Genomic DNA, 14,215 nt, shown 5'->3' on the forward strand with positions numbered 1-14,215 from the left:
GCATCTGGTTTGGGACCAGAGGGTCGGGGGTTCGAATCCCTCTTCACCGACCACTATTAAAAGCCTCGACAGACATGTCGGGGCTTTTCTCGTTCTGGTGTATGGAAAAGTCTAATATTGATTTGGGACCAGAGGGTCGGGGGCTGGAGCGCCAGTCCGATCGATCCCTCTTCACCGACCAACTATTCAAGACCTCGACAGAGATGTTGGCGCTTTTTCGTTTTGGTGTTTGTTCAAATTACTGAATTATCTACTTGGGTAATTAGACTTCTTGCTCTGTAGTTGCAAAATAGTTGTGATTTAAGTCTCAGTTTAGATTGGCGCGTATTTTAATTGTATGTTCGCATAATCATTTTTTATCCTTGATTACTGTTTTTATTTGTTAACAACTAAAAACATACACCTACCTATAGTCTCTAAGCATATTCCCACGTTATGAATCGTTTGCGCATGAGAATAAATGTCTACTAATCGCATAGTTATTTAATAACAAATGCTCTAATTGTTTAACCTATCCCGTATAAAACAGAGTTCATGTTGCTTTTTTGTGAATTTTTTGCCAGATTTACTAGTCATAAATTCATAGTGTTGATGGTATGGTGTTTAAGTATTTTTTAGACTGTTGTGGCACGTTTAAATCAACACCATTGACAGACACAGCTGTAGAGGTCTGGTAAATGTCGCTTCTTGAGGTTAAAAACCTTCGTATAGAGTATCCCTCTCGTCATGGCGTTCATGCCGCGGTTAAGTCTCTTTCTTTCAATATTGAACGCGGTGAAATAGTGGGTGTTGTCGGTGAGTCTGGTGCCGGAAAGTCCACGGTGGGTAATGCGGTAATTGATTTGCTTAGTCCTCCAGGCCATATTGCAAGCGGGGATGTGTATCTCGATGGAGAAAAAATCTCTGGTTTAACGGCCGATCAAATGCGCAAGGTGCGAGGCTCAAAGATTGGATTTATTTTCCAAGATCCCATGACTTCTTTAAACCCTCTGTTTACTGTCGAGCAGCAGCTTAAAGAAACGATTCATGCCAATATGAAAGTTTCTGACGAAGAAGCTTACAAGCGTGCTTTGTCACTAATGAATCAGGTCGGTATTCCTCAACCAGAAAACCGTTTAAAACAATACCCACATCAATTCTCTGGCGGTATGAGGCAACGTGTTGTTATTGCCATTGCACTGGCGGGTGAGCCAGATTTAATTATTGCAGATGAACCAACTACTGCACTTGATGTTTCCATCCAAGACCAAATCCTAAACCTTATTCGTGAACTTTGTATCCAAAACAACGTAGGTTGTATGTTGGTGACGCACGACATGGGGGTTGTTTCAAATGTGACAGATCGCGTAGCAGTTATGTATCGTGGCGACCTTGTTGAATTTGGTCCAACGAGCAAAGTTCTCGGTGACCCAGATCATTCCTATACTCGAAGCTTGATTTCGGCAGTTCCACGCTCTGATGTAAAGCTCGATCGCTTTCCTCTGGTGAGTTACATAGAAGAGGCAACCGAAATGGAGCCTCTCGATGTTAAAAACCACTGGCTTGGTCAAAGCCAAGACCAGCGCGAGTACTCTGGGTCTTTGTTGTCTGTGGAAAATGTCAATCTACGCTTTATTACTAAAGACTCTTTATTCGAAAGTCGTCGTGAATATGTGCAGGCATCTAATAACGTAAGCTTCGAAGTTTTTGAAGGTGAAACTTTCGGGTTGGTCGGTGAATCGGGCTCTGGAAAATCTACCATTGCACGTGTTATTGCAGGTTTGTACGAGCCAAATTCTGGCAAAGTCACTTTTGAGGGCATTGACTTAACAGCACTGAAATCTGAAAAAGAGCGCAGGCCGTTGCGTCGTCAGATGCAGATGGTGTTTCAAAATCCTTACACCTCGATGAACCCGAGAATGAAGATCTCAGACATCATTGCTGAGCCGATTCGTTTTCATAAATTGACTAAAAATGAGATGGAAACTCGCCAGATCGTGAATGACTTATTAGAGCATGTCGGCCTTGGAAAAATGGCTGGTGTTAAGTATCCGCACGAATTTTCTGGTGGCCAACGACAAAGGATTTCAATTGCTCGTGCTCTGGCAACTAGACCTCGCTTGCTTATTTGTGATGAGCCAACATCAGCATTGGATGTGTCAGTTCAAGCGCAAATACTCAACCTGCTGAAAGATCTCCAAGATGAGCTGAACTTAACTATGCTGTTTATAAGCCATGATTTGCCTGTAATAAGACAAATGTGCGATCGGGTTGGCGTGATGCAGATGGGTACCCTATTGGAAGTAGCACCTACAGAGCAATTGTTCTCGACTCCAGAGCATGATTACAGCAAGCAACTTATTTCCCTAATGCCGGAGTTTACTGGCCTAAGAGAAGAAATAAAAACGGCGTAAGCCGCTACATATAAACAATAAAGCAAACACAACGACCAGGGATTTAATCCCGCAAAGGAGTTATGCAAATGATAAGCATAAAAGGCAAATTAGCTGCTGCGATGATGGCAGCTAGCTTGAGCTTCGGTGCAGTGGCAGCAGATATTACCGTCGCCTATGACGCGGACCCAGTATCTCTGGATCCTCAGGAGCAACTATCAGGTGGTACATTACAAATGTCTCACATGGTTTTTGACCCTTTGGTTCGCTATACCCAAGATCTAAGTTTTGAACCACGTTTAGCTGAGAAGTGGGAGCGTGTTGATGATAAAACCTTCCGATTTTATCTTCGCAAAGGGGTGAAATTTCACTCAGGTAACGACTTCACAGCAGACGATGTTGTATGGACTTTCGATCGCTTAAAAGAATCACCAGACTTTAAAGCGATTTTTGAACCTTACGTGAAGATGGTCAAAGTTGATGATTATACTGTCGATTTAGTATCCGAAGATGTATATCCACTCGTCTTGCAAACCGCGACTTATATTTTCCCAATGGATCATAAGTTCTATACGGGCAAAACAGCCGATGGCAAAGACAAGTCTGAAATCGTTAAGCACGGTAACTCATTTGCTTCTACTCACACCTCTGGTACAGGGCCGTTTACTGTTAAATCACGTGAGCAAGGCGTAAAAATGGTATTTGAGCGCTTTGATGGTTATTGGGATAAGTCTTCAAAAGGTAACGTCGATCAGCTGACATTAGTGCCAATCAAAGAAGATGCGACTCGAGTTGCAGCGCTTCTTTCTGGCGATGTGGATGTGATTGCACCAGTTGCTCCGAACGATCATAAGCGTGTTGCAACAGCACAAGGCATTGATTTAGTGACGTTACCTGGTACTCGAATCATTGAGTTCCAAATGAACCAAAATAGTAATGAAGCTCTAAAAGACCCTCGCGTTCGCCAAGCTATCGTTTATGCGATTAATAACAAAGGTATCGTTGATAAAATCATGAAAGGCTTTGCGACAGCTGCTGGTCAGCAAGGTCCAAAAGGCTACGCTGGTTACGATCCAAACCTAGTACCCCGCTATGATTTGAAAAAAGCCAAACAGTTAATGAAAGAAGCAGGTTATGAAAAAGGCTTCACCATTACCATGATCGCGCCGAACAATCGCTACGTAAATGATGCGAAAATTGCTCAGGCTGCAGCGGCAATGCTATCGAAAATTGGTATCAAAGTTGATTTGAAAACCATGCCAAAAGCGCAATATTGGCCAGAGTTTGATAAGTGTGCAGCAGACATGTTGATGATTGGTTGGCACTCAGATACAGAAGATTCAGCAAACTTCTCTGAGTTCTTAACGATGACCCGCGACGAGAAAACAGGTCGTGGTCAATACAATTGCGGTCACTATTCCAATACGGAAGTGGACAAGTTAGTTGAAGCGGCAAACGTAGAAACTGACACAGCGAAGCGTGATGAGATGCTGAAGAAAGTGGAAGACATCTTATACAACGACGCTGCATTCGTGCCATTACATTGGCAAAATCTTGCTTGGGGCGCGAAATCTAACGTAGATATTCAGCCAATTGTAAATGCAATGAACTATCCGTATTTCGGTGATCTTGTTGTGAAATAAGCTTTAAGAAGCCACCTAAGGGCACGCCTTTGGGTGGCTTTTTTATTGAAATTATAAAGGGGAAGAAATGTTTTCATTTCTGGTCAAGCGCCTATTTCAGGCACTGATAGTGATGTTTGTGATCAGTTTAGTGGCGTTTGCCATTCAGGATAATCTGGGTGACCCATTGCGTGAGCTTGTTGGGCAGTCAGTCTCTGAAGCTGAGAGACAGCAGCTTCGAGATGAGCTTGGACTCAACGATCCATTCTTTACCAAGTATTCTCGGTTTGTTGTTGGGGCGCTACATGGCGACCTAGGCACATCATACTTTTTTAAACGCCCAGCTGTAGAAGTTATTCTCGATAAGCTTGTGGCGACCCTAGAGCTAGTTTTCGGTGCTTCTGTGCTGATTATTGTGCTCTCAATTCCTCTTGGCGTGTATTCCGCTATCCACCCGAAAAGTTGGTTTACTAAAGCTGTTATGGCGTTTAGTAGTATCGGTATTTCTATCCCGGTATTCCTGACCGCGATAATGCTGATGTACATATTTTCTATTGAGTTGGGTTGGCTTCCTTCATATGGTCGGGGAGTGACTACCGCGCCATTCGGCTGGCAGTCTGGCTATTTTAATTTAGATGGGCTTGCCCACTTGATACTGCCTTGTGTGTCTTTGGCTTCAATTATGTTGCCTTTATTTATACGCCTCGTCCGCTCTGAAATGGTGGAAGTATTGAGCTCTGAGTACATTAAGTTCAGTAAGGCGAAAGGGATCGCACTGAAGAAGATTTATTATAAGCATGCGCTCAAAAACACTATGTTGCCAGTACTTACTGTGGGCGGCGTACAAATAGGAACCATGGTGGCGTATACGATTTTGACTGAAACTGTTTTCCAGTGGCCAGGTACTGGCTTCCTATTTTTAGAAGCAATTAACCGAGTTGATACCCCGCTTATTACTGCCTACGTTATTTTCGTCGGATTGATTTTCGTTGTGACCAATACCATTGTCGATCTGCTGTACGGCATTATTAACCCAACAGTTAACCTAACTGGAAAAGGAGCCTAAGCGTATGAGTCAAGCAGCAACAGCTCCATCACGTTGGCAGCGCTTTAAACAATCAGACTTTCTATATTATTTCCTTCGTGACAAAGTGGCTATGGTTAGCTTTGCCGTATTTATGGTGTTTTTAGTTCTGGCATTTGCCGCACCAATTATCGCGCCTACCGATCCGTATAAGCTTTCCGCCATTGATATTATGGATTCAGAACTTCCTCCGTCTTGGATGGAAGGCGGAGAGTCGCAATTTATTTTGGGTACAGATGACCAAGGGCGGGATATCTTATCCACTATCTTATATGGCTCACGATTGTCTCTTACCATTGGTTTCCTCGCCGTTGGCTTACAGTTGGTTCTAGGAATAGTGATTGGTTTGTCTGCTGGTTATTTCGGTGGTCGAATAGATAGCTTTTTAATGCGATTTGCCGATGTTCAGCTCTCGTTCTCAACCATGATGGTTGCAATCATTGTATCAGCTATCTTCAAAGCAAGCTTTGGCAGTGAATTTTATAGTCAGTACGCAGTGGTTATGCTGATTGTCATCATTGGTGTCGCGGAATGGCCACAATACGCTCGAACCATTCGAGCATCTGTTTTGGCCGAGAAGAAGAAAGAATACGTTGAAGCGGCGAGAGTGATGGGCTTCAAAGCGCCTAGAATTATGTTCCGCCATATACTGCCGAACTGTCTTTCTCCAATTCTAGTCATTTCTACGGTTCAGGTAGCAAATGCCATTATGTCCGAGGCGGCACTCTCTTTCCTCGGTTTGGGGTTGCCAGTAGATCAGCCCTCACTTGGTTCATTAATCAGTATCGGGTTTAACTATATATTTTCAGGGTCTTGGTGGATAACAGTGTTTCCTGGCATTGTATTGGTTGTTTTAGTCTTGGTCATTAACCTGCTTGGTGACTGGTTACGGGATGTATTTAACCCGAAAATTTATAAAGGCTAATAGATTAAAGAGTTAGCTGATATTGCCGATAATTAAAGGGCCGCGTGGAAACGCGGCTCTTTTTTTGCATGTATATTTATTATTAGAACTCGTCAAAAAGTTTACTCATAGATGTACAAAGTGGGTGATGATTATGAAGATGGAACTTTCTTCCTTATTGCACCGCGCAGCGATAATGTTGTTTATGGTGTCGGGTGCCTTTTGGGCTCCAAGTGTCTTTGCGGTTGATTCATTTTTATGTAATGCAAATCAAGCGTCTGACAGGCAGTTAGCGGTATTAGACAAGACATGTCCAATTGGTAAAGGTATGTGGGGCAAAAAAGCGCCAGTTAACAGCCAATCACACTTTTGGATTCAGTGTGGCATTCTTGAAGCTCCGATGAGCTTGAGTGTCGCCAAAAAGCTTTATAAGCAAATAACAACAGATGTGTGGATGAAACGCGATGGTAAAGGATATCGCTGCTTGATTGGCCCATATAAAAGCTTTAAACAGGTTAAAGCTGATCTTAGCAACATTCAGAAGATCCCACGTTATCGCGACTCCTTTATTCGAGAAATCGCGTCAAAGCAGAAATCAGTGAATAGAGCAGAGGTGACGAAAGCGCCTGTGAACGATAGAAAACTAGCGATTACAGCTAAGCAAGAGATATTCAATACGGTGGACACGATGCGTTTGAAGAGTCCATCAGATACGGAAATACGCTTACAAGCCAATATCGCAGGCTTTATATATCAAGTGCCATTTTTAGGAGAAAAGGCACAACAGTACTATATGGAGCATGATAAGCCTTGGAGTCGACTTAGTTATGATATGGCAGGTAGCGTATGCCATCGATTAGGAATGAAGTTACCATCACAATCTGAATGGAACCGTTTACTCGGCTCCCAAGTCATGAATGATGGCTCTTGGCCAGTTTATATCCCCTATTGGGGAGATAACAAAAAGGGATTGTTTACCAGTGGTAAAACTAACCAACTGAACGGTGAATCATTGCTTAACGTGGTTTGCGTGGCGCAGGATATTAGCTCTTTGGCTTTTCGATCTCCTTGAGTAAGGTTAAAAATTTCTTCTCGACAAAATCTTTTTCTTTTGTCAGGTTTTGTAGTTTCTGTTGTGCTAGCGTGAGCTCTTCTTGTACTGCTTCTATTTCTAAGCTTCCGTCACCACTGCCTTGTTCTTTAAGTTGGTTGATGGCTTGATCTTGCTCTTCAATCTGCCTTTTGTATTGATTTAAAGTAGCAATCAGCTCTTTTTTCTCATCCTCAATTTTTTGTATGCCGCTAGCTTGTGATATTTGGATATACTCTTGTTCTAGTTGACTGAAATTCTTTTGCAGTTGTTCTTTTTCTGCTTTTAATCCTTCGACGGTTTGGAATTGGCTGTACAGTTTGTCTTTGGTGAGCTTAAGTCCTTTAATACTCCTTTCTAAATCACCTTTAAGTTTTTTAATTAATAAGTCAGATTTATTAAGTTTTTTGTTGAGATCTTCTAGCGCAGCTTGATTTTCTGGAGTCATTTGTCCCGATGGTGCGGACTGTTTAATGGTAATCACTTGATTCTCTAAAGCCTGCTGGACATCTACTAAATCGCTGAGTGTTTTCGTATTTTCTGAGACATGATTAAGAGCATTGTCGACGGATTTTTGCACTAATGTAATCATTTTTTGATCGACACCATGACCTGCGACTGTCTTTGCGAACTGCCTAAATTCCCTAAGAATTAGCAGCAATATCAAAAACCAAACCGCCAATATTATTAAACCAAAATCAACGGCTAATGCTTTTAATACGTTTTCTGTCAATAAGTGTTGCCATTCCATTCTTTGCTCCCACTCAGCAAATATCTTCCATGTTTTAGAGATAAGTTTAGTTGTTACAAAAATTTATGCCTATACTTTGAACAGGTTAAAGCGGCTGGTTATAAATATTTGTGAAAGTACTTATTGTTGATGACAGTAAAGCAACACTAGAAATCGTCAGAAGGGCATTAGAAAAGTACAGCTATCGACGCCTGTACATTCAAAAAGCCTCGACTGCGGTTGAAGCGCTTTCTATCATCGGTAGTTGGCACCCACAAATAGTTCTTACAGATTGGCATATGCCTGATATGTCAGGATTAATGCTGGTTCAAGAGATAGATAAACGCAAGATGGGCATCAAGATTGGTATGGTGACAACAGTCGATGATAAAGAGGAAATAGGTAAAGCAGAAAAGGCGGGAGCGAGTTTCGTATTATCGAAGCCTTTTGAGGATAACGATCTACACAAAAAACTAAAGCCGCTAGTTCGTAGTATTGAAGATAGTGAGATTATACCAAGCCCTAACACTGGGCCGAAAGATGACTGGGCCTTACCTCGTCTGTCCCAGTTAGAGAAAAATATCCAACGCACCATCAATCCAAACCTTCGCTTAAATACGATAAAAAAGCAGAAATTTGATGAAAGTAAATTGCCATGTTTGATGGCAGTATTTGAAGACAGTGTTCTTAAGAAGCCCAAAGTTGTGGCGTTACTGGACGTGTATGCAATATGTACATTTTCCAAGCGCAATGGCAGCATCACAGATGAACAACTGCATGCGGCAGTGCATAGTAATAACGTTACAAAAGACATGATCGATGCTTGCCAAGATGTTCTTGATAAGTCTGCAATCACTTTCATCGATAAACATACTCGCCGTAGCCTGAAGCTTAAAAACGTTAGCTTTATTCCCGAGAACTTCGACAAGCTCGAAATCATGTATGCCAAAGACGACGATAAACGTTTAGACTTTGCTTGTCAGATAGATATGTTGGCTCAAGGAAAAGTCACGCTCGTCGCTTTTTAAACCTAAGTTACCCAGAAGGCTCCCCACTTCAGTAAAGTTGAATGTTTCTACTTCTCATATTTCAAGCCTCAGCCAATGGTTGAGGTTCTTTCTTGTGGCAACTCTAATTTCTAGTTAACCGATTGGTATGTTTGTATCTTTTGTTTCTTTATCGTGAAAAATATTACCACAATTGATTTTATTAAGGGTGGATAATTCTATTTTAACTATTGATAGTAGTATTTTTGTATGTATTATGTAAACAGGGTGTGAAAAGTTTGTGGTAAATGGATTGACCGTGGTAATAGAGGAGAATGTCGTATGAGCCAATCGTCAGAAAATATAGAGTCACTTTCGGTTTTACCGTTAATGTTCAATGATGAAGAGTCATTGACTTATCATGACTTTATTCAACAGCTAGAACATACAACTAAACCTCTTTCTATCTCTACTATTCGTTATGTGTTGGATAACCTGTATCTCAGTGATCATGAAATCAAAAGATTGGCTGAATTTAAAGAAGATTCCTATTGCCGCAAGCGTCTGTTTAAAAATGAACACTGCGAGGTCTTAATGCTTAGTTGGCTCAATGGCCAGCGCAGTAAGATACACGATCATCTAGGCACTTCTTGTGGCGTAAAGGTGCTATCTGGACAAGCAACCGAGACGGTATTTGAGCGAGCGCCGAACAAACATATTTACGCGACAGAATCGAACGTATACGAAGAAGGAAGTGTTACCGCTAGCATTGATGACGATATTCATCAAATTTCCAATCTTCAGGCGAACAATGAGCCGTTGGTGACTATTCACATTTATTCTCCTCCATTAAAGCAGTTTCGCTTCTACAAGCTTGAAAGTTCTGAAACTGATTGGTTTGACTCAGAAACCATGTGTTCTTGGATTTATGAAATATAGTCAAGCCTTGTGAATAGCTCGTCGTGATCACCGTCCATTGTGGCAAACTATGTTATCAATGTGTTATTCGCTAATGTAATCAAGGAAGAACACGTTGATGGAGAAACATATTCTTACGGCAGTAATTGCTGGTACGTCTTTACTTTCCGCTCCCAGTATTATTGCTGCCCAGGTACCAAATGGTGTGCAACTGGCAAACAAGCAAGAGTTAGTTAGAGGTAATGATGCAGAAGCTGCAACATTAGACCCTCTACAAGCTGAAGGGTTAGCTGAGATGCATGTGATTCGAGATTTGTTTGAAGGCTTAGTCATTCAAAATGGGCAAGGAGAGGTCATACCGGGAGTGGCTGAGCGCTGGGTGAACAAAGACAATCAGCAATATACCTTCTATTTGCGCAAGGATGCCAAGTGGTCCAATGGCGATCCCGTAACGGCTCGAGATTTTGTTTTTGCGCTTCGTCGTGCTGTCGACCCCAAGTTTGCCTCGCCAAATGCTTGGTATCTAAAAATGACCAGTATTCACAATGCAGGAAAAATCATCGATGGAGAGATGCCTGTTGAGTCATTGGGTGTCAAAGCATTAGACGATCACACCTTGCAGTTTACGTTGGATAAACCCGTTCCTTATTTTGTACCAATGCTCGCTCATACGGTGATGATGCCGCTAAATCAAAAAGTGGTTAAAAAGTATGGTGATGCGTGGAGCAAGCCAGCCAATATTGTTTCCAATGGGGCATTTGAACTGGATAAATGGGTGATTAACGAAAGGTTAGTGATGGTCCGTAACCCCCATTATTGGGATAATAAGGATACGGTGCTCAATAAAGTTACCTATGTTCCATTTGAAAGCCAAACGTCGGCGATGAATCGATATCGGACAGGAGAAATCGACATAACCTCTGATGTACCAAGTTCAATGGCAGATGAGCTGAAGCGTGATTACAAAGATGCATACCAAGTCATGCCGTTGCTTTGCACGTACTACTACGTTTTCAATACCAAACACGAGCCTTTTAATCATCCGGAGATACGCAAAGCGGCTTCATACAGCATTATGCGTGATGTCATCACTGAAGATGTGACTAAGGTTGGCTACATCCCAGCTTATACTTTTGCCCACAAATATACGGCTGATTTTCATGCCACCCAGCCAGAATATAGTCATTGGTCGCAACGAAAAAGAGATCAGCAAGCAGAGAAGTTGGTTGAATCGGCTCATGAAAAAGGTATGAAAGCCAAGCTGCTGTATAACACTAGCGAAAACCATAAGAATATTGCGGTGGCAATTGCTTCGATGTGGAAAAAGAGTTTGGGTGCCAACATCACACTTGAAAACCAAGAGTGGAAATCGTACTTGACTGCACGCCAGCAAGGTAATTTCGATGTTATGCGAGCATCTTGGTGTGGAGATTACAACGAAGCTTCAACATTCCTTTCTATATTTACTTCTGGCAACAGCCGTAATTATGGTGGCTATAGTAACCCTAAATACGATGAAATTATTGCTAAAGCGACCGCGGAAACAGATTTGAACAAGCGGCAAGAGCTCTATGACGAGGCAGAGAAAATCTTGTCTCAAGATATGCCAATTGCGCCCATTTTTTACTATATGCAAGCACGGCTGGTCAACCCACACATTGGTGGCTTCCCGACAGATAATGCAGAAGGCAGAATTTACTCTAAGGATTTGTATTTTAAGGCAGAACCGACAAGTTAAGTGCCTTGTATTTTACGTACCTAAAAAAAGACCACTCATATTTGAGTGGTCTTTTTAAAAGCTGAGTAGTGATTAGCTTTCTTGCGCAGTTTCTACAGACAGGTTCTTGTCTACCATAGTGTTGAAAATATACACCAATAGGTAAGTAACAGGGATGAGTACAACAGCATAGCCAATCTTGAACGAGTAGTTGTCGATGATTTTTTGAATCAAAGTGCCGTTGGCTGCAGTATTAAAGAAAGCAAGGATCCAGATAATGGTGTAAGCAATCTGGCCAATGACACTAGAAGCGAGAGTCTTAAGCCACAGCTTCTTATTGTAGAATTTGTCGTTGAGTTTTCTGAACACAAAGTTGTTCAATTGATCCGAGGTAAGCACGCAGATCATATTGATCAGATACAGTTTGATTAGAGGGTGAAACACATTGTAGTACTCACCCGAGATATTCAGAACATGAAATGAAATGAAAATCATCAGTGAGGCAAGGGCACAAATGGTGGCTCCAATATAAACCGTGGTTTTCGCATATTCGTAGCGCAAGGTTGCGTTAATTACATCCAGCATCGCGAAAGTCAGCGGGAAAATGAGAATGCCAGCAGGTTGGTAGGTACCGAGAATTTTTATTGTATGCGGCGACATAGGAATCGCAATCAGTAAAAAGCCGATGTAGAGTGCAGTAATAAAACCATACCATTTCATACGCTGCAGTTCATTTTTCGGATTGTGTCGACGGCTCACCGCTCGAATCGTTGTGCGATCTTTTTTATCGAAAAGCTTAATAAGCTCTTTGTCTATTAGCGCGTCAGCGTCTTCTGAAATAGTTAAAGATTCAGATTCGTTGGTATAGTGAACCTTGTCATCTTTCACCATGACAAGCTTTAATTGTCTCATTGTCTATTAACTCTTTGCTAATGCTAGAAATAATTTTCCCTATAAGCGTATAAGAATCATCAAGTTGTGTAGGGTACCAACTAATCTGAGATAAAGACTCGTGTCTATATAACGTGATGAGCTTTCCCAAATGATGAAATAAGTAAGATCCTTCTCCTAATTGTTCCGCAATGATAAGCAATTTTTCGCCATCATCAATAACTTTTAGATCTTCTGATATTTTTAATTCAGTTTGCCAAGAACCTATTTCAGTTAAGTGAAGATCGAGTAAAGCAAAAATGGGATAACTAAATTGATGAGCTTTATTTTGTCCTTGTCCGGTGAGTAGCCAATTTTCTGAAACGCCTAAAGCCTCAGCAATTTTTCCTAGATGTTTGCGGGGGTACTTAATTCGGCCAGTGGTTATATTGCTTATGTGTCCGCGCTCAATGCCTGATTTATGGCAAAGATCGGCTTGACTCATGCCTCTCATAAAGAGTGCTTCTTTTATTCTATCGCCGACAGTTTCAGTATTCATTGCTAATGTCTATCTATTTGGTTGTTATATATTTATTAAATTGATTGTGACGAGCACAACGGTTAGATTGTAGCGGAAAACTGATTTGAACTCATTAAAAATGAATTGTTTTTAAATACACACTCGATTGAAAAGTATTTTTTTTAAATACACATTATGTTAATGTATGCCATGAAGTGAGTCATAAGTTGTTTGACATGCTTCAGTGCAATGCTCTTTCATAGCCTAAGAGTATTGAACATAGCCAACTGACTTTGCCCGCCTCTTCAACGGGTATTCGATATTTGAATTTAACCCGCTATTCATTAGCGGGTCTTTTTTTGAAAAGTCTGAGAAGGTAAAAATATATGCCTATATAAGGCTAACTTGACCGTTAGTAATATCGTACATGGCACCAATAATTTTTATCGAACCGTTGTTCTCTAAATTTTCTAGTGTTGGGCTATTTTTCTTTATATCTTCAATGGTCAGTTTAACGTTTGTCGCAGCAACTTTATCGACAAAGTCATAATTATTTGCCGATCTATCACCATTATATTCAGTCAGCCCAATGGCTGGTTTTATTTTATTAAGTAGGCCTGTTAAGTTGCCTAACTTTACGTCGGCTATTGCACCTTTCACGGCGCCACATTTTGTGTGTCCCATAACAAACACCACTTTGGCTCCAGCGACATCGCAGGCAAACTCCATGCTGCCTAAAATATCACTGTTTGCAACATTGCCAGCTACTCGGCCATTAAAAAGCTCTCCAATGCCAGTATCCAATATGATTTCAGCTGGGGCGCGCGAGTCGATGCAGCTTAGAATTACAGCAGAAGGAAACTGACCATGCTGGCTTGTGTCTTGCTGGGCTCGATAATCATGATTTAATACCTCACCAGAGACAAACCTTTTATTACCATCTAACAGAGATTGAATAATCTCATCTGGTGTCATTTTGTCGCGCTGTTCTTTTGTTAAAGAGGCGGCATAGGAAATTGATGGTAAAGAGCCAACTGCGGTTAAAGCAGCGATGCCAGCTGATAATTTAAATAACTTTCTTCTTGAAGGGCATTCTAGACACATGATTAAAGCTCCATTTAGTTACATGATCTAGATATAACGTATCTTTTTTGAGCTCAATAGTGGTCAAATGTTAGCAACTGTAAAACTCTTACAAGTCTTAGCAAATTCATGCGGTTTCTATTTTTATGCTGGATATATGTCTATCGACGTATTTCATTTATTTCCCATCTTGAGTAATAAACAGCATGTCTTTCTGTTTGATATACACATATTTAGTAATTAACAATTTTTTATAGTCATATTTCAACATGAATGAGATGTATATCACGTGTAGCTACTTCTCGGTTAAATAGAATTT

12 protein-coding genes are annotated in these 14,215 nt (G+C 41.2%); 8 read left to right on the forward strand and 4 right to left on the reverse strand.

Features of this window, described 5'->3' with window-relative positions; all coding sequences use genetic code 11:
- Positions 1–677 precede the first annotated feature (677 nt).
- The 5 genes from ACM2FC_RS20860 (at position 678) to ACM2FC_RS20880 (ending at position 7,054) form a co-directional block, all read left to right on the forward strand.
- Positions 678–2,393 carry a dipeptide ABC transporter ATP-binding protein gene (locus ACM2FC_RS20860; protein ID WP_498482971.1) on the forward strand — a complete coding sequence of 572 codons (1,716 nt, stop codon included), beginning with the start codon at positions 678–680 and terminating at the stop codon, positions 2,391–2,393.
- 68 nt (positions 2,394–2,461) lie between these two features.
- Positions 2,462–4,015 carry an ABC transporter substrate-binding protein gene (locus ACM2FC_RS20865; protein WP_498482972.1) on the forward strand — a complete coding sequence of 518 codons (1,554 nt, stop codon included), beginning with the start codon at positions 2,462–2,464 and terminating at the stop codon, positions 4,013–4,015.
- A gap of 67 nt (positions 4,016–4,082) precedes the next feature.
- Positions 4,083–5,060, forward strand: a complete 978-nt coding sequence (locus tag ACM2FC_RS20870; RefSeq protein WP_498482974.1) for an ABC transporter permease — start codon at positions 4,083–4,085, stop codon at positions 5,058–5,060.
- Positions 5,061–5,064: 4 nt separating this feature from the next.
- Complete coding sequence (locus ACM2FC_RS20875) at positions 5,065–6,003, forward strand: ABC transporter permease (protein ID WP_498482975.1); 939 nt, start codon at positions 5,065–5,067, stop codon at positions 6,001–6,003.
- 133 nt (positions 6,004–6,136) lie between these two features.
- The gene (locus ACM2FC_RS20880; RefSeq protein ID WP_498482977.1) at positions 6,137–7,054 is read left to right on the forward strand and encodes an SPOR domain-containing protein; all 918 of its coding nucleotides are present in this window, start codon (positions 6,137–6,139) and stop codon (positions 7,052–7,054) included.
- Here ACM2FC_RS20880 and ACM2FC_RS20885 read toward each other — a convergent pair.
- Positions 7,026–7,823, reverse strand: coding sequence for a chromosome partitioning protein ParA (locus ACM2FC_RS20885; RefSeq protein WP_498482978.1), 798 nt, complete (start codon positions 7,821–7,823; stop codon positions 7,026–7,028). The two genes, ACM2FC_RS20880 and ACM2FC_RS20885, sit on opposite strands and share 29 nt — an antisense overlap.
- A gap of 110 nt (positions 7,824–7,933) precedes the next feature.
- On the opposite strand from ACM2FC_RS20885, the gene ACM2FC_RS20890 reads away from it, so the two are divergent.
- From ACM2FC_RS20890 to ACM2FC_RS20900, 3 genes are all read left to right on the forward strand, one after another.
- Complete coding sequence (locus ACM2FC_RS20890; RefSeq protein ID WP_498482979.1) at positions 7,934–8,830, forward strand: response regulator; 897 nt, start codon at positions 7,934–7,936, stop codon at positions 8,828–8,830.
- 300 nt (positions 8,831–9,130) lie between these two features.
- Positions 9,131–9,727 (forward strand): cysteine dioxygenase, encoded by a 597-nt coding sequence (locus ACM2FC_RS20895; RefSeq protein WP_498482981.1) that lies wholly within the window; start codon positions 9,131–9,133, stop codon positions 9,725–9,727.
- A 97-nt stretch (positions 9,728–9,824) separates the two neighbouring features.
- Entirely contained in the window at positions 9,825–11,444 is a 1,620-nt protein-coding gene (locus ACM2FC_RS20900; protein WP_498482983.1) for a peptide ABC transporter substrate-binding protein, read from the forward strand.
- Between the two features lie 72 nt (positions 11,445–11,516).
- Here the strand turns inward: ACM2FC_RS20900 and ACM2FC_RS20905 are convergent, their stop codons facing one another.
- From ACM2FC_RS20905 to ACM2FC_RS20915, 3 genes are all read right to left on the reverse strand, one after another.
- Positions 11,517–12,335: a VUT family protein gene (locus tag ACM2FC_RS20905; protein WP_498482985.1), complete on the reverse strand. Its 819-nt coding sequence runs from the start codon at positions 12,333–12,335 to the stop codon at positions 11,517–11,519.
- The gene (locus tag ACM2FC_RS20910) at positions 12,301–12,852 is read right to left on the reverse strand and encodes a helix-turn-helix domain-containing protein (protein ID WP_498482987.1); all 552 of its coding nucleotides are present in this window, start codon (positions 12,850–12,852) and stop codon (positions 12,301–12,303) included. The genes ACM2FC_RS20905 and ACM2FC_RS20910 overlap by 35 nt, the downstream gene beginning before the upstream one ends.
- A 351-nt stretch (positions 12,853–13,203) precedes the next feature.
- Positions 13,204–13,917: a carbonic anhydrase family protein gene (locus ACM2FC_RS20915; protein ID WP_498482989.1), complete on the reverse strand. Its 714-nt coding sequence runs from the start codon at positions 13,915–13,917 to the stop codon at positions 13,204–13,206.
- Between the last annotated feature and the right edge of the window lie 298 nt (positions 13,918–14,215).

The organism is Vibrio sp. A37 (genome assembly GCF_059777565.1).

What these genes read in the sequence shown, in the direction of transcription:
- ACM2FC_RS20865 (WP_498482972.1), top strand. Translation starts at nt 2,462, where the DNA reads ATGATAAGCATAAAAGGCAAATTAGCTGCTGCGATGATGGCAGCTAGC.
- ACM2FC_RS20900 (WP_498482983.1), top strand. Translation starts at nt 9,825, where the DNA reads ATGGAGAAACATATTCTTACGGCAGTAATTGCTGGTACGTCTTTACTT.
- ACM2FC_RS20880 (WP_498482977.1), top strand. Translation starts at nt 6,137, where the DNA reads ATGAAGATGGAACTTTCTTCCTTATTGCACCGCGCAGCGATAATGTTG.
- ACM2FC_RS20895 (WP_498482981.1), top strand. Translation starts at nt 9,131, where the DNA reads ATGAGCCAATCGTCAGAAAATATAGAGTCACTTTCGGTTTTACCGTTA.
- ACM2FC_RS20870 (WP_498482974.1), top strand. Translation starts at nt 4,083, where the DNA reads ATGTTTTCATTTCTGGTCAAGCGCCTATTTCAGGCACTGATAGTGATG.
- ACM2FC_RS20915 (WP_498482989.1), bottom strand. Translation starts at nt 13,917, where the DNA reads ATGTGTCTAGAATGCCCTTCAAGAAGAAAGTTATTTAAATTATCAGCT.
- ACM2FC_RS20910 (WP_498482987.1), bottom strand. Translation starts at nt 12,852, where the DNA reads ATGAATACTGAAACTGTCGGCGATAGAATAAAAGAAGCACTCTTTATG.
- ACM2FC_RS20885 (WP_498482978.1), bottom strand. Translation starts at nt 7,823, where the DNA reads ATGGAATGGCAACACTTATTGACAGAAAACGTATTAAAAGCATTAGCC.
- ACM2FC_RS20860 (WP_498482971.1), top strand. Translation starts at nt 678, where the DNA reads ATGTCGCTTCTTGAGGTTAAAAACCTTCGTATAGAGTATCCCTCTCGT.
- ACM2FC_RS20905 (WP_498482985.1), bottom strand. Translation starts at nt 12,335, where the DNA reads ATGAGACAATTAAAGCTTGTCATGGTGAAAGATGACAAGGTTCACTAT.
- ACM2FC_RS20875 (WP_498482975.1), top strand. Translation starts at nt 5,065, where the DNA reads ATGAGTCAAGCAGCAACAGCTCCATCACGTTGGCAGCGCTTTAAACAA.